Below are 23146 nucleotides of genomic sequence, written 5' to 3'. Positions count from 1 at the left end.
TGAAAAATATCTGCTATATTTTTTCATAATTTTATCGTTCAGAAAGGCATTTACATGAAGCGGGGAAAAAAAGTAATCAGGCTATTCCTGATCATCACAGGCGTTTTTTTGTTGGTGATGACAATAGCCGGCGGTATCTTATACAGTCAACAGGAGCGGCTCACGCAGATGGCGGTGAAGGAATTGAATAAGCAGTTTGCGGGGGAGCTGGTCATCACAAAAAGTAGTATTTCTCCATTCAGCAACTTCCCATATATTTCTATTGCCCTGCACGACGTTCGTTTTTTTGCAGATAAAAAAATGCAGGGACAGCCACTGTACCAGGTAGAACGCCTGTACGTGGGCTTCAGCTTACCAGATATCCTCCGGCAGCGCTACAATGCCCGCATTATTGTGCTGGCCAATGGCCGCGTGCATGTGGCCCGTTATGCCAACGGCGATGTAGACCTGATCAAAGCCCATGAATTCAAAAGTACCGGTCCTGCCGCGCCGGCCGACTCCAGCGAAGACCTGAGCCTGGACCTGAAGAAAATAATCCTGAAAAATATTGACGTCAGCTATTTCGACGGCATGTCCGGCCTGAAAGTGAACACCCATATAGATAGGATAAAAACAGCTTTCGCGATGGACTCCGCCCATATCGCCATCGATATGGACAGTAAGCTGGAAATAGACATCACCGGGAAATCCGATACCACCCTCTTCCGGCACAAACAACTGAACTTTAAACTGGCAGCTGTTTACGACAAGCAGCAAAAACAACTGACCCTGCCTCCCGGTACTATCCGGCTGGAACAGGCCTCGCTGCAACTGCAGGGAGTGGTCAGCGAACATTTTGTGGACCTGAAAGTTAAAGGCGATAAACCGGATCTGAACCTCCTGCTGGCCATGGTGCCGGCAAACGTGGCTGTGATGCTGGATAAATACCGTCATGATGGCCGCGTCTTTTTCGATGGCATTATCAAAGGCGCTATCGGCAAAGGCATCATGCCTTTAATGGAATTTAATTTTGGCTGCGAAAATGTATGGTTCCAGAATAAGAAGATCGACCGGAAAGTAGACCAGCTCGGCTTCAAAGGGTTTTATACCAATGGCGCCGCGCATAACCTGCAAACATCCGAACTGCATATACTGAACTTCAACGCCAAACCGGGAAGCGGCATATTCAAAGGTAACTTCGTGATGAAAAATTTCACCGATCCGCAAATCCTGATGCAGTTATATTCTGAGCTGAACCTGCGCTTCGTGGGCGAGTTCCTCGGCATCAAAGACCTTGAACAGATCAGCGGTGAAATCAAGCTGAATATGAATTTCCGGGAAATAGTGGATATGCGCATACCGGAAGAAAGTTTAGCTAAACTGAAAGACGGCGTACAAAGTGAGCTCACTGTTAAAAACCTTGAATTCCGTATTCCCGGCTATCACCTGCCGGTACGCAATATGAATGTGCATGCGCAAATTCGGCAGGGGCGGCTGCAGCTGGATTCCATTGCTTTTCGTATAGGCAGCTCCGATATACTGGCGCAGGGCGCCGTCAGTGATGTACCGGCGCTGTTTCACCAGCAGGATAAACCGGTAGCCGTAAATTTCAGCGCTTCCAGCAAGCGTTTGCAGCTGGGAGAATTGTACAAATTTGATTCTACTCATCCCATTTTATCCAAAGAAGTAATTACCGGGTTTAATATCGGCCTGGCGTTTGAAACGTCGGTAAAAGAATTACTGCATCCCAATCCTTTGCCCAAAGGCACCTTCAAGGTAGAAAAGCTGTACGCCAAATTCCAGCAGTACCCGCACGCCCTGCATGATTTTAACGCGGCAGTGATGATCAACGACACCAGTTTACGGGTGTCTAACTTTAGCGGAAACATCGACAGCACCAGCTTTGCACTCAAAGGAAGGTTAAATAACTACCTCATCTGGTTTGATAAAATTAAAAAAGGAAACACGGAAGTGGCATTCGATTTTAAGTCGGACCGCCTGGCTGTAAATGACCTGATAAGTGAACGCGGCCATAAATTTATTCCGCAGGGATATTGGTATGAAGAAGCCAACAACGTTTGGCTGCGGAGTAAAATGAGCATAAAATACGATACTGTTTTTAAACGGATAGATGCCCGCATCGCCAATATTTCCGGCACATTGAAACAACATCCTATCAAAGTGGAAAATGTGACCGGGCGTATACGGTACGGCAATAACCGCTTTATTGTGGTAGATACGCTTACCGGTAAAGTAGGCCGCACCGATTTCAACCTGAACATGCGCTATGCTACCGGCAAAAGCAAACGCCAGTTAAAACGCAGCAATTACTTCCGGTTCAAATCTGACATGCTGGATATTGATGAACTGATGAACTATGATTTCAGCGACCATCCCGTGGCAGGCGCAGCACCCGCGCGGCGCACCACTGTAAAAGAAAACGACTCGCTGCATGCCACCGGCTTCAATGTATTCAATATTCCTTTTTCAGAATTTGAAACACAGGTGGATATAAAGAAGATCAAATACAAAAAGCTGTGGCTGAAAAATGTGCTTGCGAATATTCATATGCGGGAAGACCAGAAAATAAAGGTAGATACCATTGCCATGAATATTGCCGGCGGACATATTGCCATGCGTGGCATGTTCAATGCAGCTGATCCTAAGAAACTGTATTTCCGGAGCGGTATCTATCTCAAAAATGTGGACATCTCCAAACTGCTCATCAAGTTCGACAACTTCGGGCAGGACTTTGTGCTCAACAACAACCTGAAAGGTATACTGAGCGGGAATATCAAAAGCTATGTGCGCATGCATCCCGATCTTACGCCGGTGCTGAGTGAAACGGAATCGCAGATGGATATTGAAATCACCAATGGCACCCTGCTGGATTTTGGTCCTATGCAGGCCATGGCCGGTTACTTTAAAGATAAGAACCTCCGCATGGTACGCTTTGATACCCTGCGCAATAAGCTAACCCTGAAAAACGGCACGCTCGTTATTCCAAATATGAACATCAATTCGTCGCTCGGCTATATTGAGGTTTCGGGCAACCAGTCGCTGGACATGAGTATGAACTACTACCTCCGCATCCCGATGAAGATGGTGACCCAGGTAGGCTTCCAGGCGCTTTTTGGCCGGAAGCAGGAAGAGGTGAACGTGGACCAGGTGGATGAAATTGAATACCGGGATAAAGATAAAAAGGTGCGTTTTATGAACATCAACATTTCCGGTACCCCTGATAAATACAAGATAGCCCTTAAAAAAGCAAAGAAAACTTCTTAGGGCATTACAGATGCCCGCTGGCGGGTAATGTAGGCGATCCTGCTTTTTATTTCCTCTTCACTGGTTTTGTCGGCCACCAGGTTTCTACCGTTATATTTTTTATATAACGGCGAGATGTTACCCGGCTGGAACTGCACCTGTTCTACAGATGCCACGATACCTGGAATGACTGCGCCAAACCAATGATCGTCCGGTTGCTGTTTCCAGGTGACCAATGTAAGCAGGGCATCTGCCGGATAAGTGGCCGCTCTTTTCCTTGCACTGGCTACTGCCCGTTCGTTGCCATACAGGGTACTCATGGTCTGATCTTTCTGGATACCGCTGGTGATCACCTTCCATTCAGTTAGCTTCAGGCCCAGCGTATCCGGCAGTGAGGCAACCGTGTGCTGCGTAGGGGTAGTGAATACAAAATCGTTGTTGCGCATAGGTTGGTGGCAGTTAACACATTCCATGGTGAACATAGCATTTTTACCATAGGGCTTCAGCGCGGTTCCTTTCCAGCGCGCCCATCCCCAGCCTTTGGTGGAAGCATATTTATGGCTGTCTTTGATCATAAATTCTACCTGTTTAAACTCCCCCGGAGTAATGTTCCCGGCGGCATCAGGAAGTTCATCCCAGGCTATTTTTGCGAAAGCAGTACCGTCGGGCCAGGGATTGGTCTGGTGTTCCCGGATGGCCTTCACGGCGATGTCATTCCCGGTAATGACCCGCATGGTGCCGTTGTCCAGTCGCTGGGTGCTGCTGATGGCTTCCCAGTTCTTATACTCCGGCATATAGGCGATGCCGTTAGGTACGGGCAATACTTTTACAACAGGGCTGTCCGGATGCCAGGCGGCGTATTGAAGGTTGGCCGCAATGGTTTTATTACTGTCTGGCTTCAGGGGAGCAAGTTGTGTGGCCAGGTAGTTTTTCAGGATGCTGATCTCATCATTTGTAAGGCGTGCCGCGGGATGGAGGGCCGTGTACTGCGACAGTGGCATTACATTGAACTGCATCTGGTTGAGGGATTCAAACAGTTTTCCTTTTCGCTGGTCTTTCGGTATACTGTCCCAGTTGGAGAAATTAAGCACCCGCCGGCCTTCCGTGATATGACCGGCCACCAGCCAGATAGCAGGTGAAATCTGGTCGAACCAGGCCAGGTGCGTTTCATTTGAGTGGCAGTCGTAGCAGGCCTTCCGCAACACAGCGCTGACTTCCGGCGGAACATCCGGTTCGCCTGTAACGGGTGGATGGGTAATACGCGGGCGGATAAACTGTACGGCGATAAAACAGCCAATCGCCACCAGCAGTATTACTTTCCATTGTTTATACCGTTTCATAAGGTCGACATTTATATTTATGGCAAAGTAAATTCCCTTGTTCACCGTAACTAATATTTTTAGGTGAACCGGGCAAATGGGGGTGTGAACCAGGATAAATTAACAATGAACCCGGGCATATAGTTGCTGCCACCTGGCAATAAGTGCTGCTGCCTGTCCGGAAATGAACACTTCTCCCGTGAAAACGGACAACCTTAATTATCCAAATAACTCATTATCAATATAAAATGCTATGGCATTATCTTGGCCGGAGCTAGTCGCACTACTCCCAAATGTGTACAAATGATGATGCTAAAAAATTATATTAAGATCTCATTCAGACATCTCTGGAAAAACAAAACCTACAGCTTTCTGAATATTTTCGGACTGGCCATTGGCCTGGTCTGCGCCGGTGTAATTTTTTTATGGGTAGAAGATGAAGTTACCTACGACAGCTCTCACGTGAAAAAAGACAGGATATACCAGGTGTGGGAAAACTGGAATTATGATGGTAACATCCGCACATTTACCTCTACGCCTGCCCTGCTGGCCGATGCGATGAAGACAGAAATACCGGGTATTACGCAAACCTGCCGTACCTCAGAACAGACGACCAACCTGTTATTCACGTTCGGAGATAAAAAAATGTATGCCGGCGGTATTTATGTGGATGCCAGCCTCTTTAATATTTTCACGCTTCCTTTTACAGAAGGCAATGCGGCTGTTCCGTTTCCGCAGTTATACTCCATTGTGGTCACTGAAAAAACCGCCCGGAAATTTTTTGGCGACACAAAGAATGTAGTGGGTAAAACCATTACGGTGGATAATGCGCAGCCATACGTGGTATCCGGGGTAATAAAAGATATCCCGGAAAATTCCACGCTGAAATTTGAATGGGTAGCTCCTTTTGAGATCTTTTTCAACCAAAATCCTTATCTGAAAAACTGGGGCGCCAATTCTGTTGACACATATGCCGAACTGGCTCCCCATGCAGATCTGACCGCTATCAACCATAAACTTCAAAACTTCATTGCAGCGCACAATCCCGGCGCCATTAACCAGGCCTTCCTGTTCAGTATGAACAACTGGCGGTTGCGCGACCAGTTCACTGACGGAAAACAAAGTGGTGGCCGCATAGAGTATGTCCGTTTGTTTTCCCTGATTGCCTGGATCATTTTATTCATTGCCTGCATTAATTTCATGAACCTATCTACCGCGCGCAGTGAAAAACGCGCAAAAGAAGTGGGCATCCGCAAAGTAGTGGGTGCAGGAAAAAGTAGACTCATCACGCAATTTATCGGTGAAGCATTGTTTATGTCGATGCTGGCAGCGGTGATGGCGGTGCTGCTGCTATTCCTGGTGCTGCCCGCATTTAATGCGCTGGTAGATAAGCGCCTCAGCGTGGGGCTGAATGAACCGATGCATCTTATCTGGTTGCTGGGGATTACGCTGATTTGCGGCGTACTGGCAGGCAGCTATCCGTCGCTGTACCTGTCTTCCTTTAACCCGGTTTTTGTGTTAAAAGGTATTAAGTCGAAGACCGGCAGTGCCGCCTTTGTCCGTAAGGGCCTGGTGATTGCGCAGTTCAGTGTTTCCATTACGCTCATCATTTGCACGGCTATCATTTACCAGCAGATCCAGCATGTAAAGAAGCGGAATCTCGGTCTTAATAAAGATAATCTTATTTCCATGCAGCTTCAGGGAACGATGAAGCAAAACTTTGCCGCTATTAAAACAGCCTTGCTGGCTACCGGCGTGATAGAAAATGCCGCATTGGCGGACCAGGTTACTTTATACGGCGGCAACAACACCGACGATATCAGCTGGAGCGGAAAATCGCCTACTGATAAAATCCTTGTTTCCCAGCGGCGCATAAGCCCCGAGTTCATTCAAACTACCGGAATGAAGATAGTGGCCGGCAGTGATTTTAAACCGGTGGCTGCTGCCAATGGCATGGATGTGCTGATCACCGAATCGTTGGAACAGTTGATGGGTAAAGGAAGCGCTGTAGGCAAAACTATTAACACACCATTCAGCGCCGATTCTGTCATTCATTCCCGTGTAGCCGGTGTAGTGAAAAATTATGTTTATGGTAATATGTATGGCTCACCTGATCCTGTAGTGTTCTATTGTGTTCCTGATGGCGCCAACCTCCTGTATGTGCGCATGAATGCGGCTACAGATAAGGAAACAGCGCTTCATAAAATCGGCGATGTGATGAAGGAGTTGAATCCGGCTTATCCATTTACTTACCAGTTTGTGGACGACCAGTTTAACGAGATGTTTACCAATGAAACGTTGATGCAGCAGCTTTCCCGGCTGTTTGCCACGCTGGCTATTGTGATCAGCTGCCTGGGGTTATTTGGACTGGCCGCATATACCGCGGAGCGCAGAACCAAAGAAATAGGCATCCGCAAGGTACTCGGCGCCAGCGTATCCGGCATTACGCGCCTGCTTTCTGCCGATTTCCTGAAGCTGGTGGGCATTGCCGCGCTGATTGCCTTCCCGGTGGCGTGGTATACCATGGATCAGTGGTTGCAGAAATTCCCTTACCGCATCTCTATTCATTACTGGGTATTTGTGCTGGCCGGTGTGGCCGCCATGCTGATTGCCCTGCTCACGATCAGCTTCCAGAGTATAAAAGCGGCACTGATGAATCCCATTAACAGCTTAAAGGCAGAGTAATACTGTTGCCCATATAAGTAATTCCGGCGGGGAAGTTTGAAATCAAACCTCCCCGCTTTTTTTAAGCCAATAAATTACAAAAAAGCCGTGCATTTGTTTACTTACTACTAAGTAAGTATATTTGTGCCGCAAACGGCAAAGTATGTCTGAAACAAAAGATAAAATAGTGGCGCTGGCCGACCGCCTGGTGAGGACCAAAGGATTTAACGCCTTTAGTTACAAAGACATTTCAGGACCGCTGGAGATAAAAAATGCGGCGGTGCATTATCATTTCCCGGCGAAAGCCGACCTGGGCGTGGAAATAGTAGACCAGGACATTGCGAAATTTATCGCACAAACGAGCAAGTGGAAAAGTTTGCCGGAAGAAGAACAACTGGTAAAGCTGACGGAAGTATTCCGCCGGCACAGCAAAGAAGGCAATATCTGTTTGATGGGCTCTCTCGCCCCGGATTTTGAGACGCTGGAACCGGCTATGCAGGCGAAAGTACAGGAAATGGCCAGCGGCATCCTCGCCTGGCTTACCCGGTGCCTCGAAGAAGGCCGGAAAAAGAAACGCATTCACTTTAAAGGCGCCGCTAACACGCGTGCGCTCATTATCATATCCAATTTGCAGGCCTCCCTTCTTTTATCGAGGGTGATGGGACCATCAGCTTTCCGCCACATTGCGGAGCAGCTGTTGGACGATCTGCGTCATAAATAACCAGCTATGAAAAGAGTTGTCATAACAGGAATGGGTACCGTATCCCCTATTGGTAACAATGTTACCGATTTCTGGAATAGTCTTGTTACCGGTAAAAGCGGCGCTGCCACCATCAGTCACTTTGATGCCAGCCGCTTCCGCACACAGTTTGCACACGAGCTGAAAGGCTTTGACCCCGGCGCGTTGCTCGACAAAGGCGAAGTGCGCAAAACGGACCCGTTTACGCAGTATGCGCTCGTAGCGGCCGACCAGGCAGTGAAAGATTCGGGGTTGGACTTCAGTACCATGGATCCTTTTGATACCGGTGTGATCTGGGGCTCCGGCCAGGGCGGTATGCAAACCTTCGAAGAACAGGTTACTGAATATGTTTCCGGCGATTTTAATCCCCGTTTCAGCCCTTATTTTGTGCCCAAGCTCATCACCAATATGGCATCAGGCATGATCTCCATTAAATATGGCCTGATGGGCATTAATTATACAACGGTATCGGCCTGCGCCACTTCCAATACCGCTATTATGGATGCGTTAACGTATATCCGTTTGGGTAAGGCGAAGGTAATTGTAACCGGTGGCTCCGAAGCGCCCATTACATCGGCATCTGTAGGTGGCTTCTGTGCCATGAAAGCTATGTCGGTGCGCAATGATGACCCTACCACCGCCTCGCGTCCTTTCGACGTGCACCGCGATGGCTTTGTGATGGGAGAAGGCGCCGGAGCACTCATACTGGAAGAGTATGAACATGCCAAAGCCAGGGGCGCACACATTTACGCCGAAGTAGCCGGTGCAGCCATGACCGCCGATGCCTATCACATGACCGCCACCCATCCGGAAGGACTGGGCGCCCTGCGGGCTATGCAGCTCGCATTGGAAGACGCCGGGCTGAATAAAGAAGAAGTGGATTACCTGAATGCACACGCCACCTCCACCCCCGTGGGCGACCTGAGCGAAATAGCTGCCATCGGCAAAATGTTCGGAGCCGCACCGTCGCACCTGCACATCAGCGCTACCAAATCCATGACCGGCCACCTGCTTGGCGCCGCCGGCGCCATAGAAGCTATCGCCAGCGTCATGAGCATTCAGAAAGGCATCATCCCTCCCACTATCAATACACAGGAACTGGATGCCGCCATCCCTTCCACCTTACAGATCGTACTGGGAACCGCCATAGAAAAAACGGTCAACGTAGCCATGAGCAATACCTTCGGCTTCGGCGGACATAACGGCATCGTCGTTTTCCGCAAGGTCTAGCGGAGGTTGTCTTGGCTCAGGATTACGCTGATTTTATTGATTTAGGGGATTTGAATACTTTGGATTTTTAAATGATTTAAGAAGATATAAGCGGGTATATCGATTATATCTTCTTAAATCATTTAAAAATCTTATAAAAGATCCGCTTATATCTCCCAAAATCATTTAAAAATCCAAAGTATTCAAATCCCCTAAATCAATAAAATCAGCGTAATCCTGAGCCAAGACAAAATCCGCTTTGTCACGCAAAACACCCACTCCGTCACATTAATCCCCGCCTGCATCACAACTCCGGAAATACGTGCCCGGAAAATTCCATCTTTCGGGAAATAATAACCCGGTATGAAAAAAATATTCCTGGTATTTCTGGTGTTCCTGGCCTTCCTGGTGCTATGCGGTGGTGGTCGTGCTGGTGTGATGGCACAAACAAGCCAAAGCCTGGTTTCCTTCGGGCAACCCGATAGCATATATTCTGATGTGCTAAAAGAAAAAAGGCCCTTATGGATCTATACGCCTTCGGCGGATACCAGCTATTCTGCAAAGCCGGCGTTCCCGGTGGTATATGTGCTGGACGGTGATTTTCACTTCTCCTCCCTGCAATCAATGATCCTGCAGCTAAGCGCCATTAATGGGAATACGGCACTGCCAAGGATGATCATTGTTGGCATTCCGAATACCGGCGGTAACCGGATGCGCGACCTTACGCCCACACGCGACTCCGCGTATCCGGGTTCCGGCGGTGGCGAGGCTTTCACCGAATTCCTTGGTAAAGAACTCATTCCCTATATCGATAAAAAATACGCCACGGCCCCCTACCGTACGCTGATAGGACACTCCCTCGGCGGACTGATGGTGGTGAACACGCTATTGTATCATCCTGCGTTGTTTAACGGTTATATTGCCATAGATCCGAGCATTTCCTGGAATAAAGGCCAGGTGCTTGCAACAGCCAGCAGGCAATTGCAGCAGTCATTTAAAGGTAAAAACCTCTACCTCGCAGTGGCCCATACCATGAAGCCCGGACTGGATACTGTACAATTAAGAAAAGATAACGATCGGGGATCCGTTCATACCAGCGCTATTCTTAACTTAACCGATTTCCTGAGAAAATTCCCCGGTAACCAGCTCAGGTGGAGTTATAAATATTATGAAGATGATGACCATAACTCGATACCGCTCGTGGGAGAATACGACGGATTAAGATTCCTGTTTCCTCATCACCGCTTTCCTACTTATCTCTATACTGATGACAGCTGCCCGGTGGATTCGTTAAAAACACTTATCACCCAGCATTTCGATATTTTGTCGAAAGACATGGGCTACCGGGTACGCCCCTACGAACCTACCTTTAATGAATTTGGCTACCACCACCTGCAACAGAAAAATTTTGATAAGTCTAAAATGTTCTTTCAGCTGAACATAGATTATTACCCGGAAAGCTTTAATACGTATGATAGTATGGGAGATTATTACCTGGAGAGGAAAGATACTGTAAATGCCAACATCCTCTGGAAAAAAGCGCTGAGCATCCGGCCTTCAAAGGAAATTAAAGATAAGGTGGAGAGCGTAAATAATACTCCGCCACGTTGAGGGTTACTATTGTTTGAAAAAAGGGGCTGCAGTCACAGCCCCTTTTTATTTGTTTATGGTAAGGTATTAAAATTAATTACCGGCGCAGTACCCGATGGTGTACGGGTAAGCGGCGTATTGATTTTTACAAAGTTAGAGAAGAAGCCACAGTTGCGCAGGTAGAACTTTGTGGATTCCACGCCACCGGCAAAGTCCATACGCGACTGGGATGCAGCAGTTGCATCGCCTGTAAACTGCGCCTTTGTTAACTCATACCAGGTGCCATTGGTATCTCTTGCCCACTGATTGCCGTACTGTGCTTTCCGGCCGATGTAACCGGTTTCGGTGGAGAAATTTTCCAGGAAAGAATACAACCCGGTCAGGTATGTATTGGTTTGCGGACGTCTGAAGCTGGCAATCAGTTGCCAGGCGCCGGTTTCAGGGGCATAAAACCAGGAAGTGAATTCCGTTTTGTTATTGGCCACCGGCACAGCATGCGTTAAAAAGCGATAAGTAGTTCCCGCCTGCCAGTTGTATACCAGGTAACTTTGTCCGCCTGCACCTTCGTTGCCAAAGGAACCCGTTTGTACATTGGGGCCTTTGCGCAGTAATTCAATCTTCAGTGAATCCGGGATGCTGTTGGGATCATCTGTATCGGCAGGACTCCAAACTGAAAACAACACCCTTCTTTCGGTAGTACTGTTTACCTGTATGCCAAAATATCCCTGGCTAAAGCCGTTGGACATAAAGTAAGATCCAACCGGGTCCTGGCCAGTGGGTACGGTTACTTCATTATAAAACCATTCCACGTTTTTACCTGCCGGCGGCGTATAGCCCAGGTGTACAGAGGGACCTCTCCTGCCCCAGTATACATCGGTTTGAATGTAGTTGAGCCGGCCACTGGTGGCGGCGCCGCTGATGTACAGGTCGGACAGGTCGGCGAAGTAGCTGCCTGTTTTGGATACGCCCTGGAAATCGACTTTCACATAGCCGGTATCCGTTAGGTTAAAATCGCCCACATCAATGGTGTGGTAGTTGCCGCCGGAGGCGGTAATAGTTTTCGACTGGCCCGCGGCGGTTATTTTCAGCTGGCTGCTGCCACCCGGTACTTTACCGCGCAATGCGAGGTGAAGGGCGCCGGTAGCGCTGGTGCGAAAGTAAGCGCTGAATACGGAACTGCTGCTGGTCCAGTTGGCCAGGCCATAGTCTACCACTACTTCTGCAGCGCCTGCGCTGCTTTGTGTTAACCAGGCATTACTCCCCAATGCCACGGCAACATCCGTAATGCCTGAAGCTTTAACGGTGGCGGGTGACAGGCTGTCTTTCGGGGATTCGCCGGAGGCAAAATAGTTCTTTGAACAAGACGCGAGGGTGAGGCATCCGAATGCGAACGCAAGCGATAATTTTGGTTTCATTGCACTGTATGTTTGGTTAAAAAAGACAAATGGGCTCACAGATTTTTTCGTACGCTCTTCTACGTGGTATACCTTGAATTTAGTTACTGTAATGGTTATACGGAAATACTGCCGCCCAATTATGACATTGTAATGACGCCTGTATTTTACGGGATGGGGCAATTGTGTTTTTTATCTCCCGAAAATAAATACCGGTAAAGGCATAGGGGTATATGGGGTGCATGGTGTCTTCCTCTAAAGCAATAAATATCACTCATGACGAATCAACAACGCATACATAAACAGCCCGTGCAGCAAAAGAAAATATATACCTGTTTGTTACTCGCCTTATTCGCCTTTGCACCTATGCAACGCCTGTGGGCGCAGCTGGGCGCCACTTCCCTCAATGGTCCCGGCATCGGGATCAGCGTGGATTACTTACCACCCTCCCGTTATATCAGGCCGGAAGATAGTGTGAAAACAAAGTCCACTACTTCGCAGCAACGTTATAATTTCGGCGCTGTATTTATGCTGAGCAACCAGGTGGATACCGCTACCGGAAAGGTGCGTACCTGGAACCTCGCGGCTTCCGGCAGCTATACCAAACTGGTCAGCGAAGATTATGATCACCGGATCTTTCCGGAAGAACTGCTGGAAACACAGCTGGCGCTCCTTCATTTCCGGAGTATCGGTAACCGTTGGGGCATGCTGAGTATGTTATCTGCCGGGGTTTTCACTGATATGAAAAAGATCAATGGGGAAGATATTTTTATTAACGGGGGCGTAATATTTATAAAACAACATAACAAGCGGTTCTCCTATGGTATAGGCGCTATGCTTACCAATAGTTTTGGCACGCCTATGATATTGCCTGCATTGCTCATTAAGTACCAAACAGCCGGCAGGTACAGGATAGATGTTAATTTCCCGGAGAAAATAAGTGTATCCAGCAGTCTGAATAAACAAACGGACCTGGCGCTGGCATTCCGTATGCGCGGTTCTTCGTACGATGTGGAGAATGCGCCGGATAAAAAACGGCTGATGGGTTATGCTGAAATAAGTGTGGGACTGGAGAATACCTGGCACCTGAACCGGCATATCGATTTTGTGGCGTCGGGGGGCAGTATCCTTTACAGCGGCGCTACTTTTAAGGAGAAGAATTTATCTGAGATGTTTGCGGATAAACCGATGCATCGTTTTGCGACCAATTACTTTTTCAGTGGCGGGCTGCGATGGAATTTTCAGCCGCGTAAATAAAAAAACCGGTGGCTGTTTAGTTAAAGCAAACAGCCACCGGTCAGTTATATAAGGCCGTTATCTCACTTCATAAGGAGGCTGTGCAGGCGCCTTGTAAGGCTTTGTTTGCAGCAGGTTCTTTATTTCGGTGATGGCCCGTTCCAGCTGCGGATCGATGCCTTTGGCCATATCGCCGAGATTTTCATCTACCGCAATATCAGGATCTACGCCGTGTCCTTCGCGGAACCAGGTACCGTCGTTATTAAACATGCGGAAGGATGGTACGGTGATGATGCCGCCGTCGATTAAGCCGGGTGTATTGCTGATACCGATCAAACCGCCCCAGGTGCGGGTACCGATGATGGGGCCCAGTCCTGCCTTGCGGAAGTAATCAGGGAAGGCATCCCCGCCGGAACCGCTCCAGCCGTTGATCAGCATCACCTTCGGGCCGAAATGCGCGTAAGAAGGCCATTGTGTGGGCGTACCGTTACGGGTAGCCCAGTAAGCCAGCGGTTTGCGGTTCAGCATTTCTATAAAACGATCGGGAATCTGCCCGCCGTTATTGAAGCGTTCATCAATGATAAGGGCCGCCTTATCCCACTGACCATTAAACTGGCGGATCAGTTCATCCTGGCCATCGATGCCGGTACTTGGCACAAAGATGTATCCAACCTGGTTATTGGTGGCATCCGCAATACGTTTGCGGTTACTTTCTATCCAGGCCAGGTGGCGCAGGCGGTATTCGCTGCCGATGGTTTTTACGATCGCGGTTTTAGCGCCTTCCAGGGAAGGGCGGCTATTCCAGGTGATCTCCACTACTTTTCCTGCGAGCGACTGAAACGCGCCGTACGGCTCCTGCACCGTGGTGAGCGGCTCACCGTTTACTGCCAGGATATAATCTCCTTCATGGATGTTTACGCCGGGTTCGTCCAGCGGGTTACGGGCTTCAGCGTTCCATGCGGCGCCGCGGATGATGCGTTTAACCTTATAGTATTTACCATCTGCCTGCCAGTCCACGCCCAGGTAGCCTACATTTTCATGCTTGCCATCTTCAATATCGCCGCCGAAATTATACGTATGCGACGCATTCATTTCGCCGAGCATTTCATTAATCACAAAGCTTACTTCTTCGCGGGTGCGGGCGCCTTCCAGGAGGTGCAGGTATTTATCTTTTACACTGTTCCAGTTCAGGCCGTGCATATGGGGATCATAGAAGAAATCGCGTTCCAGGCGCCAGGTGTCCATAAACAGCTGTTTCCATTCTTCTGCCGGGTTCACGGTCATTTCCATGTCGTCCACCTGCATAGCGGTGTCAATCTTCTGATTTTCGGCCACGTCGATCACGCCATAGGGCCCGTTATTGACCAGTATTTTACTGCCATCGGCGGAAAGTTCGTACTGACCCGGATCTTTGATGATGGTTTTTACCTGTTTGGTAGCGATATCATAGTATTGTAAAGTGGCTTCACCGCCGCTTTCCTCGTCGCTGGGTGGTGTGCTGCTCACAAACAGGATTTTGCCTTTTACGGCGCCGAGGCGGGAGTAGTTGCCGCCTGGTACCGGCAGCAGTGCCATCCTGGCTTCCATGTTGTCCAGGTCGATGTTGGTGGCCGTCTCTTTCTTATCGCCCGCAGGTTTCTCCTTCTTCTCTTTTCCTTTTTTGGCGGCCGGCTTTTCCGGTTCCTTTTTATCTTCCTCTACATTCACTGCATCATTGCGGGTTGCCAGCAGGGAAGGCGTTTCCTTTTGCAGGCCAATAACCCCGATCACGGTGCTGTTGGCGTAAATAAAGGTATTGTCGATACTGCTGTAGGTGGGTTTGAACGACTGGTTGGTAAGTACATAAAGATACTTGCCTTCTTCGTCAAACACCGGCCGGGCGGCATCATAGAAACCGCTGGTTACCTGGTGGCGCTGGTTATTTTTTGTATCGAAGAGAAAAACGGCTTCATGGCCGTTGTCCATGTCGCGGCTATAGGTAAGCCATCTGCTGTCGGGAGTCCAGCTGAAACGGAAGCCATCCAGCACATCGGGTGAATAGTGAAGGGCTTTGTCGACCGCCGTGGTTTTACCAGTGGTCACATCCAGTACCCATATTTTCAGGTCGTGGTCTATAAACGCAAGTTGTTTGCTGTTGGGCGACCAGTGCGGGCGGTAGCGGAAGCCGGGGCCGTAATGGGTGATCTGTTTAGCCTCATTTTCCTTACCGGCGGCAGCCAGCCACAGTTCATATTCACCTGATTTATCGCTCCACCAGGCGATGGTTTTGCCATCCGGCGCCCATACAGGGAAGCGTTCTGCCACACCGCTGGTGCGGGTAAGATCTTTCACGTAGCCGTTTACAGCGGGTACGGAGAAAACATCGCCGCGGGCGCTTATCAGCGCACGCTGGCCATCAGGGCTAATGGCGGTGGACTGGATATATTTAGCAGTGCGTTGTGTGCGTGGTTTCAGTGCCGCGAGGTCGGTGGTGATATTAATTTTCACCTCGGTAGATTGTTGTGTGTTCAGCGACAGGAGAAACAATTTGCCGTTGGCTTCATACACGATATCATCCGGTCCCAGGGAGGGAAAGTGAACGTCATAGTCTTTGTAGCTGGTAATTTGCTCGCAGGCTTTGGTATTAACATCAAAACGCCAGAGGTTCATCCTTTTCTCTGCGCCGCGGTCGGACAGGAAGTAGATGAAGTTGTTGTGCCACATGGGAAATTCATCGCCCGCGTCACTTTTTGCGGAAATGTTTTCCGATTGTTGTTTGGCAAAATCAAACACATGGATATCTGCTTTCATACCGCCGCGGTACCTTTTCCAGTTGCGGAAGCTCTGGGAGCGAGTAACCAGGGCCATTTTGGAACCATCGGGCGACCATGATCCAAACTCTGCGTAGGCCAGTGGCAGTTTGGTGGCGGCGCCGCCATTTTCCGGGATGGTGTAGAACTGGTTGAAGCGTTCTTTTGTGCTTTCCCGGCCGGAGGCAAAAAGCACCTGCTTGCCGTCGGGTGTCCAGTCCACTACGCGGTCGCTGCCGCCGTATTCCGTGAGGCGCAGCGGTACCCCGCCGGCTACCGGTAATACGTATACGTCGGCGTTGCCATCATAGTTGGCGCTGAAAGCGAGTTTGTTGCCATCCGGGGAAAATTTCGGGAAGGCCTCCACTCCCGGTGGAGAAATCAGTTTGATGGCAGTGCCACCCGTTTTCGGGACAATCCAGATATCATTGGCATAGGAAAATGCGATCTGCGACCGGGATACATCAGGATAGCGGAACAGGCCGGCGTCTACCTGTGCCACTGCCTGTTTTCCTGCAATAGCAGCAAGGAAAACCAGGGCCGTTTTCTTCATCATAAGCGTTTTAAATTTTTTTAGACGGGTCCACTTCCAGGTGGTTAATTTTGTTGCGCACTAAAACCAATTTGCTAATCTATGGAAATCCCATGACACCATAATTACCCCTGGTCACAAATAAAATATCATGATAATCTGCAACGTGATGCGAATTATTTTCAATGTGCAAAAAATATAGAATAGCCGCTATGGGGAGTCCTGGGGCAAAATACCTGTGCATAAAGGCTGTGCTGCTTTATATTCCGGGCCTTTTACGCAAAAAAAGCCGATCTTTGTAAGGTATCAAAATATATACATAAATATGGCTAGATCCCAGGAAACAGTTGGTAAAAAAGAAAAAGAAAAGAAAAAAGCGAAACAAAGACTGGATAAACAGGAAAGAAAGGAAGAACGAAAGAGAGAAAGCGGAAAAGGAAAGAGTCTGGAAGACATGATGGCTTACATAGATGAGAATGGTAATATCTCTTCTACTCCGCCCGATCCAAGCAGGAAAAGGGAAATCAATGTGGAAGACATTCAGCTCGGACCAGGCAGACAATTGCCGGAGGAACCAGCAGAACTGATCCGCAGAGGTGTGGTGAAATTTTTCAATGAGTCCAAAGGTTACGGGTTTATTATCGATCAGCAGACACAGGATAGTGTGTTCGTTCACATTAACCAGCTGACTGAACTTATTAAAGAAAAAGACAAGGTAACTTTTGAAGTGGAGAGAGGACAGAAAGGTCCAAGTGCGGTTAACGTAAAGAAAGAAGTAAAAAGCTAAACTGTAACAGGTCTGGCTTTATTGAAATAAAAAAATCTGAGCGGTTATTGATAATCGCTCATTTTTGTGCGTGGTAAGGTACTCAGCCACCTTTCTAAAAAAATACAGCGTGCCGCATCCAGTGAAAAAATTCTTCCAGCGTCCTGTTATCTGGCTTTCAAACAGGTTTTCTTCCCAGCCGGACAAATCCCAGGTATTTACCTCCCTATCCCAGCTTCACGAGGAAATCCTCAAAGGCAACCGTCAAAAGGGACTCATTGTTCCTTTTGATTACGAGCATAGCCGCTTTATTATTTTCTCCGATCAACATAAAGGAGGTAAAGATGGTGCGGACGACTTTATGGCCGCAGAAGCCAATTATGTGGCTGCACTCCGTTATTACTACGACAAAGGCTACACATTTATTAACCTGGGCGATTGCGAGGAATTGTGGGAATGCACGCCGGCTACCGTGATCCGGGAAAACCGCGACACATTGCTGGAAGAAGCCCGGTTCCTGCAGCAGCAACGTTATTTCCGGATATTCGGGAATCATGACCTGGAATGGCATTATGCCATACCCCGGCAGCAATTTCTGAAAGGAATCTTCGGGAAGAAACTGAGAGTTTATGAAGGACTTATCCTGCAAACCCGCTACCAGGACCACGACTACAGAATTTATCTCACACATGGCCACCAGGGCGACCTGCGCAGCGATGGCAATGCTTTCAGTAAATGGTTTGTAGCCGCTATATGGACACCCGTACAGCGCTTTTTTGATATCCGGATGGATACCCTCTCCGATTCCTTTGACCTGGCCGACCGCCACAATATCATGATGTACGAATGGAGTATCCGGTACGAGAAAACCTTCCTCATTTCCGGGCACACCCACAAACCGGTATTTGCATCACTGGATCATATCGACAAGCTCACGAAACAACTGGATAAAGCCCGCGCCCAGGGAGACACCGGCGAGATAGCCATCTTACAAAAAGCATTAGCAGCCAGACAAGCAGAATATGCCGGTAAACAGGTGGTAAAAACAATGGCGCATCCCTCTTATTTCAATACGGGCTGTTGCTGTTTCAATGATGGCGATATTACGGGGATTGAAATAGCAGATGGCGCGATCCGGCTGATCAAATGGAAAAACGATGCACCGCAGGGGAATTCCCGGGTGGTGCTCGAAGAATCGCCGCTGTATTACCTGTTTGATCAGATGACCTGATCTGCTGTGGGCTGCCGCAATGGTTGCTGATGCTGCACCTCTTCCAGGAAAGCCTGTTTCACCACTTTCGCGGTTTTATGATCCCCTGTATGGCTCCATCCCGGCGGCATTACAATGTACAACAGCTTGTTTTTTATGCCAGGCGCTTTCCGTATATCTTTCCACAACCCGTACAATTCACCAAAATAAACATCCAGGAAATTATTGGGATTCATTTCCCTGGAAATACCATATTCGATCTGCATATCCCTCTTTTCATGCTGGAAAGTGCCAAATACCTTGTCCCAGATGTTCAGCAGGTTACAGAAATTGGTATCCATGTACAAAGGATTCTTTGCGTGATGCACCCGGTGATGCGATGGCGTGAGAATGATTTTATTGAGAAAGCCAAGACGCCCGTCTTTAACCAGGTTTTCACCCACATGAATGAAAGATCCCCAGGTGCCGTCGATGAACATAATGATAAAAAGCAATGGCGGATTCACGCCCATGAGGATGCAGATACTGGTGCGGATTACGTCTGCATAGGGCGCTTCCAGGAAGAAGTGCGCATAAGTAACTGATAGGTTCATGGTTTGCGGCGCATGATGAGTAGAGTGCAGGCACCAGAATAAACGCACCTTATGTCCATAGTAATGGTAAATAAAGTGAGAGAATTCCCAGATCACATATCCATAAATAAACCAGTACCATTTAAGGGAAGTATTGATCAACGCATATTTCTCCAGCAACCCGATACAGAAAGCAACTGCCGCAATAGAGATGAACCGGGAAATGAACCGGTTGGCTACAAAGATCAGGAAAGGCATTTTATAGTCTTCGATCTTGAATTTCTTATAAAAAACAGCCCTGCCTATTTCCAGCAACAGCAGAAAAGGTACCAGCGGTGAGATAACCGAGAAGATCCCGTTTAACGTAAGCAGCACCTTATAATTCCCCGTTTTACATACTTCTATTAGTTGCGAGATACCCAGGAACCCGATGATCTCCTTGAATACCGTTTGAATGACCTCCATAACGCGCCTTTATTTAAGTTTACTTTGTTCGTACAATATACAACTTTGTATGAACAAAGTATAGCCAAACGGTTACTTTTTTTCAGATAATGCCGCGCCCGGTACACCAGGCCCTACCGCCCGGATAGGCGCAAATCCGTATATTTATGCCCTGAGACCCAAAAATTACTTTATGGAAGAGGCGGATAAACTAAAGCGTATCGTAGAAGCGAGAATGAAGCTCAAATCCCGTTTTGAGGAGAAGATGCGGCTCACCCCATCTGTAGCCGATAATAAACCCAAAGGCAGCGGCAATCCCAACCGGCATGGCATGCCCGTATTACCGGTAGGACAAACCATCACGCATAAATGGCCGGTACTGGACCTGGGCATACAGCCGGAAATTGAAAAAGAAGAATGGCAGCTTGTCCTCGATGGTGCTGTGGAACACCCGGTGACTTTGAGTTGGGAAGATTTCCTCGCACTGCCGCAAACATCCGATACCTCGGACTTTCATTGCGTTACCACCTGGTCGAAGCTGAATATGAACTGGGTGGGCGTTCGCCTGCTGGACCTGGCCGCGCTGGTACAACCCAAAGACACGGCCACGCATATACTCTGTTACGGATACGACGATTACACCACCAACGTGTCACTGGAAGAAGCATTGAAACCGGATGTGCTGCTGGTACATACATTTGAAGGCGCGCCATTACCAAAAGAACATGGCGGACCGGTAAGAATGATTACCCCTGAACTATATGCCTGGAAAGGCGCCAAGTGGATACGGCGCATTGAATTCCTCACTGCCAACAGGCTGGGCTTCTGGGAAGAAAGAGGTTACTCCAATACCGCTTACCCCTGGAGAAACGACCGGTATAGCTAATGCTTTATAAACGCTGCCAACGACGGTACCAGCTGCGGCGACAGTGGTAACGGCGTCTTATTCCCTGCGGGAACGGGTGCGGTGTCTTTCAGCGCGTGCGTCATTCCTTTGATCATCAGCAGCTGCGAACCCGGCTTACAGTGATGGAGAATATCGGCTTGTACAGGTGGCACCTGTGTATCGCTGGTACCGCCAATAATTAAGAACGGCATTTTTACAGCGGGTAGCAAGGTACAGGGATCATAATGAAAAGTACTTTTCCAGAAAGTATACAGGGAAGGATTGAAAAGCGTGCTTAATACCGCCGGTACCTGCTGCGGATTATTGCCCTGCCGGAGTTCATTTAAAATCACGGTCGCCCTATCATATAACGAATCAGCCAGCATTGGCCTTAACTGTGTCAGCAATACTTTATCCATACATTCCCCCGGTCCGGATAATGATACCAGGCTGTTAAAGCTCCTGCGGCCGGCACACATCAGGCCTATTAAAGCCCCTTCGCTATGCCCAATAACTGCCACACTTTTAAATTGCTGCGTATTTTTTTGGAGATGATCTATCCAGGCGATGGCATCATCCGTAAAATCGTCGAGTGAGGTGGCGCTGCTGCTTTTTTTGAAGCCGGTGCTTTGCCCGATGCCGCGTTTATCGTAACGCAAAGAGGCAATGCCATTGGCCGCTAAAGCTGCTGCCAGCTGCTGATAAGAGTTACCGTTGGCAGCCGCTGATAATGGATTATTACCATTATGATCAGTTGGCCCGGAACCTGCGATGATCAATGCCACCGGCCAGGGTTGTTTTTCCACGGGCTTTGTAAGAACGCCATACAGGATACCACCGTCCGGAGTAATCACCGTATCCGTTTCTTCATAAGGCAACAGTGCGGTAGTCAGGAGTTTGGTACCTGCAATAAAAAAGCCGGCAATCCGGTGATTGGTGTCGAACACCACACGAAAGGTGATAATGGCTTTGCCAAACCTGTTATCCGCCAGTATCATATCATATGCACCTTCCTTTGCTGTTTTCAGGGAGATAACAGTTTCCCACTTCCCATGGGACTGTTCCATCTGCTGCCAGATCCCTTTCAGCATGTCCGGCGTTACCTTTGCCGTCATGGTGGCATCCATATTTTCTTTTGCGCCGTCCCAGTTCCCTTTACCGAGCTGCTCAAAAAAATGAGTCGCTATCTGATCATTTTGTTGCGCAGATGCCGTGCAAAGCAGGATGCACAGGAGTGATAACAGGTACCATTTCTTCATAGGTCCGGAATTTACTGCATTATTTTTTGCTGGGCCTAAATTATTGAATACGCCTGACAGTCAAAATTAAAATCACATTAATAGAGACCGGGACGTCTGTATTAAAAAATAAACAACTCTTACCGTCTTATTGCCGGATGAAAAAAGATACTTAACTTAAGAAAGTATTTTTTCATCATTAAAACCTCAGTATGATTATGAAACTGAAACACCTGACCACAGTGATCCTCTCCGTGGGACTATTGTTCATGATTTCCTGCAAATCGAAACCTAAGGATGCAGACATACAGGCTGCAGTAACCACTGCATTACAATCGTCGCCCGGCGTTAGTGCAGATGTGAAGGATGGCGTAGTAACCCTTTCCGGATCTGTTGCCACCCAGGCTGACAAAGATGCCGCAGAAGCTGCTGTTAAGCTGAACCAGGGTGTTAAGAGTGTTGTTAACAATGTTACCGTAGCCCCTCCTCCGCCGCCGCCAGCCGCACCGGTAGAAGTTACTGCCGACGATTCACTGAAAACAGCCGTAGCAAGTATTGTGAAAGATTTCCCTGGTATCCAGGCAGATGTTAAAGACGGAGTAATTACTATTACCGGCGAACAGAAAGCAGACCGTTGGAAAAAACTGAAAATGGCGCTGGATGCCCTGAAGCCTAAAAAGGTAGATGCTTCCGGTTTAAAAGTAAAATAATCTTTCTCTTTAAATACAATAATCATGGCAGCATTACAGGATAAATATAAAGAGCTGATTGATGCAGCACAAGCTGCAGGCACCAGCAACCTGAAAGTAAACGAACTGGATGGCGTATTGCATATCGAAGGAGAAGCACCTACCGGCGCCGTAAAGGACCAACTGTGGAACATCTACGGAAAGATTGATCCCAACTTCCTCACCGGCGACGTAGTAATGAATATCAATGTAGCTACTGCTGTAGCAGGCGCTAAACTGAAAGTGATCACAGAATCAACTAACCTGAATATCCGCAAGGGCCCCGGCACCGACCAGCCTGTTGTAGGAAAAGCAGCACACAATGAAATTGTTTCGCTGATCAGTAAACAAAGCGATCAGTGGTGGCTGATCCGCACAGATGCAGGCGAAGAAGGCTATGCCTATGCGCAGTATCTGCAACCGGTGGAATAAGCGGATGTTGTCTTACTCAGGATTACGCTGATTATACTGATTAGCTGGATTTTTACTTTTTTGATTTTATAAAGGATTAAGGGAGATAGAAGCGGATATTCGCTCTTATCTCCCTTAATTATTATTAGATATTATTAAATCTTAAAATCCAAAAG

16 protein-coding genes are annotated in these 23146 nt (G+C 48.3%); 11 read left to right on the top strand and 5 right to left on the bottom strand.

The features are described 5' to 3' along the window. Positions 1–54 precede the first annotated feature (54 nt). Complete coding sequence (locus ACLHR0_RS23430) at positions 55–3264, top strand: hypothetical protein (RefSeq protein WP_436489947.1); 3210 nt, start codon at positions 55–57, stop codon at positions 3262–3264. On the opposite strand, the gene ACLHR0_RS23425 is transcribed toward ACLHR0_RS23430, so the two are convergent. Beyond that, the gene (locus ACLHR0_RS23425) at positions 3261–4583 is read right to left on the bottom strand and encodes a cytochrome P460 family protein (RefSeq protein WP_436489946.1); all 1323 of its coding nucleotides are present in this window, start codon (positions 4581–4583) and stop codon (positions 3261–3263) included. The genes ACLHR0_RS23430 and ACLHR0_RS23425 overlap by 4 nt on opposite strands. 282 nt (positions 4584–4865) lie before the next feature. Between ACLHR0_RS23425 and ACLHR0_RS23420 the strand changes: the two genes are divergently transcribed. The 4 genes from ACLHR0_RS23420 to ACLHR0_RS23405 all read left to right on the top strand — a co-directional run bounded on the left by ACLHR0_RS23420 (position 4866) and on the right by ACLHR0_RS23405 (position 10785). Then, the gene (locus tag ACLHR0_RS23420) at positions 4866–7247 is read left to right on the top strand and encodes an ABC transporter permease (RefSeq protein WP_436489945.1); all 2382 of its coding nucleotides are present in this window, start codon (positions 4866–4868) and stop codon (positions 7245–7247) included. A 142-nt stretch (positions 7248–7389) separates the two neighbouring features. Beyond that, positions 7390–7947: a TetR/AcrR family transcriptional regulator gene (locus ACLHR0_RS23415; protein ID WP_429047632.1), complete on the top strand. Its 558-nt coding sequence runs from the start codon at positions 7390–7392 to the stop codon at positions 7945–7947. Positions 7948–7953: 6 nt separating this feature from the next. Then, complete coding sequence (gene fabF, locus ACLHR0_RS23410; RefSeq protein WP_436489943.1) at positions 7954–9195, top strand: beta-ketoacyl-ACP synthase II; 1242 nt, start codon at positions 7954–7956, stop codon at positions 9193–9195. A gap of 342 nt (positions 9196–9537) precedes the next feature. Continuing rightward, positions 9538–10785, top strand: coding sequence for an alpha/beta hydrolase-fold protein (locus tag ACLHR0_RS23405; protein WP_436489941.1), 1248 nt, complete (start codon positions 9538–9540; stop codon positions 10783–10785). A gap of 53 nt (positions 10786–10838) precedes the next feature. On the opposite strand, the gene ACLHR0_RS23400 is transcribed toward ACLHR0_RS23405, so the two are convergent. Continuing rightward, positions 10839–12179 carry a DUF3472 domain-containing protein gene (locus tag ACLHR0_RS23400; protein ID WP_436489940.1) on the bottom strand — a complete coding sequence of 447 codons (1341 nt, stop codon included), beginning with the start codon at positions 12177–12179 and terminating at the stop codon, positions 10839–10841. Positions 12180–12434: 255 nt separating this feature from the next. On the opposite strand from ACLHR0_RS23400, the gene ACLHR0_RS23395 reads away from it, so the two are divergent. Continuing rightward, positions 12435–13415 (top strand): DUF6268 family outer membrane beta-barrel protein, encoded by a 981-nt coding sequence (locus tag ACLHR0_RS23395; RefSeq protein WP_436489938.1) that lies wholly within the window; start codon positions 12435–12437, stop codon positions 13413–13415. A 57-nt stretch (positions 13416–13472) separates the two neighbouring features. On the opposite strand, the gene ACLHR0_RS23390 is transcribed toward ACLHR0_RS23395, so the two are convergent. After that, the gene (locus ACLHR0_RS23390; RefSeq protein WP_436489936.1) at positions 13473–16739 is read right to left on the bottom strand and encodes a S41 family peptidase; all 3267 of its coding nucleotides are present in this window, start codon (positions 16737–16739) and stop codon (positions 13473–13475) included. A 301-nt stretch (positions 16740–17040) separates the two neighbouring features. Here ACLHR0_RS23390 and ACLHR0_RS23385 point away from each other — a divergent pair, with 301 nt between their 5' ends. Together ACLHR0_RS23385 and ACLHR0_RS23380 are read left to right on the top strand one after the other, a co-directional pair. Further along, entirely contained in the window at positions 17041–17502 is a 462-nt protein-coding gene (locus tag ACLHR0_RS23385; protein ID WP_079469927.1) for a cold-shock protein, read from the top strand. A gap of 109 nt (positions 17503–17611) precedes the next feature. Beyond that, positions 17612–18712: a metallophosphoesterase gene (locus tag ACLHR0_RS23380; RefSeq protein ID WP_436489934.1), complete on the top strand. Its 1101-nt coding sequence runs from the start codon at positions 17612–17614 to the stop codon at positions 18710–18712. Here the strand turns inward: ACLHR0_RS23380 and ACLHR0_RS23375 are convergent. Continuing rightward, positions 18700–19728, bottom strand: coding sequence for a sterol desaturase family protein (locus ACLHR0_RS23375; protein ID WP_436489932.1), 1029 nt, complete (start codon positions 19726–19728; stop codon positions 18700–18702). The genes ACLHR0_RS23380 and ACLHR0_RS23375 overlap by 13 nt on opposite strands. A 172-nt stretch (positions 19729–19900) precedes the next feature. Here ACLHR0_RS23375 and ACLHR0_RS23370 point away from each other — a divergent pair, with 172 nt between their 5' ends. Then, the gene (locus ACLHR0_RS23370; RefSeq protein ID WP_429064812.1) at positions 19901–20593 is read left to right on the top strand and encodes a sulfite oxidase-like oxidoreductase; all 693 of its coding nucleotides are present in this window, start codon (positions 19901–19903) and stop codon (positions 20591–20593) included. On the opposite strand, the gene ACLHR0_RS23365 is transcribed toward ACLHR0_RS23370, so the two are convergent. Beyond that, positions 20590–21852: an alpha/beta hydrolase gene (locus ACLHR0_RS23365; protein WP_436489929.1), complete on the bottom strand. Its 1263-nt coding sequence runs from the start codon at positions 21850–21852 to the stop codon at positions 20590–20592. The two genes, ACLHR0_RS23370 and ACLHR0_RS23365, sit on opposite strands and share 4 nt — an antisense overlap. Before the next feature lie 197 nt (positions 21853–22049). Between ACLHR0_RS23365 and ACLHR0_RS23360 the strand changes: the two genes are divergently transcribed. Together ACLHR0_RS23360 and ACLHR0_RS23355 are read left to right on the top strand one after the other, a co-directional pair. Next, a complete protein-coding gene (locus tag ACLHR0_RS23360) occupies positions 22050–22541 on the top strand; it encodes a BON domain-containing protein (RefSeq protein WP_370910282.1) in 492 nt (163 codons plus the stop codon). A gap of 24 nt (positions 22542–22565) precedes the next feature. Then, entirely contained in the window at positions 22566–22991 is a 426-nt protein-coding gene (locus tag ACLHR0_RS23355; protein WP_429047615.1) for an SH3 domain-containing protein, read from the top strand. Positions 22992–23146 lie beyond the last annotated feature (155 nt).

Origin of the sequence: Chitinophaga sp. ARDCPP14 (assembly GCF_051362515.1) — a bacterium.
Lineage (GTDB): Bacteria > Bacteroidota > Bacteroidia > Chitinophagales > Chitinophagaceae > Chitinophaga.
This window is presented reverse-complemented; position numbering and strand designations above follow the sequence as displayed.

Excerpts from the sequence above, each read along its gene's own strand:
- ACLHR0_RS23430 (WP_436489947.1), top strand. The coding sequence starts at position 55 with ATGAAGCGGGGAAAAAAAGTAATCAGGCTATTCCTGATCATCACAGGC.
- ACLHR0_RS23425 (WP_436489946.1), bottom strand. The coding sequence starts at position 4,583 with ATGAAACGGTATAAACAATGGAAAGTAATACTGCTGGTGGCGATTGGC.
- ACLHR0_RS23420 (WP_436489945.1), top strand. The coding sequence starts at position 4,866 with ATGATGATGCTAAAAAATTATATTAAGATCTCATTCAGACATCTCTGG.
- ACLHR0_RS23415 (WP_429047632.1), top strand. The coding sequence starts at position 7,390 with ATGTCTGAAACAAAAGATAAAATAGTGGCGCTGGCCGACCGCCTGGTG.
- fabF (WP_436489943.1), top strand. The coding sequence starts at position 7,954 with ATGAAAAGAGTTGTCATAACAGGAATGGGTACCGTATCCCCTATTGGT.
- ACLHR0_RS23405 (WP_436489941.1), top strand. The coding sequence starts at position 9,538 with ATGAAAAAAATATTCCTGGTATTTCTGGTGTTCCTGGCCTTCCTGGTG.
- ACLHR0_RS23400 (WP_436489940.1), bottom strand. The coding sequence starts at position 12,179 with ATGAAACCAAAATTATCGCTTGCGTTCGCATTCGGATGCCTCACCCTC.
- ACLHR0_RS23395 (WP_436489938.1), top strand. The coding sequence starts at position 12,435 with ATGACGAATCAACAACGCATACATAAACAGCCCGTGCAGCAAAAGAAA.
- ACLHR0_RS23390 (WP_436489936.1), bottom strand. The coding sequence starts at position 16,739 with ATGATGAAGAAAACGGCCCTGGTTTTCCTTGCTGCTATTGCAGGAAAA.
- ACLHR0_RS23385 (WP_079469927.1), top strand. The coding sequence starts at position 17,041 with ATGGCTAGATCCCAGGAAACAGTTGGTAAAAAAGAAAAAGAAAAGAAA.
- ACLHR0_RS23375 (WP_436489932.1), bottom strand. The coding sequence starts at position 19,728 with ATGGAGGTCATTCAAACGGTATTCAAGGAGATCATCGGGTTCCTGGGT.
- ACLHR0_RS23370 (WP_429064812.1), top strand. The coding sequence starts at position 19,901 with ATGGAAGAGGCGGATAAACTAAAGCGTATCGTAGAAGCGAGAATGAAG.
- ACLHR0_RS23365 (WP_436489929.1), bottom strand. The coding sequence starts at position 21,852 with ATGAAGAAATGGTACCTGTTATCACTCCTGTGCATCCTGCTTTGCACG.
- ACLHR0_RS23360 (WP_370910282.1), top strand. The coding sequence starts at position 22,050 with ATGAAACTGAAACACCTGACCACAGTGATCCTCTCCGTGGGACTATTG.
- ACLHR0_RS23355 (WP_429047615.1), top strand. The coding sequence starts at position 22,566 with ATGGCAGCATTACAGGATAAATATAAAGAGCTGATTGATGCAGCACAA.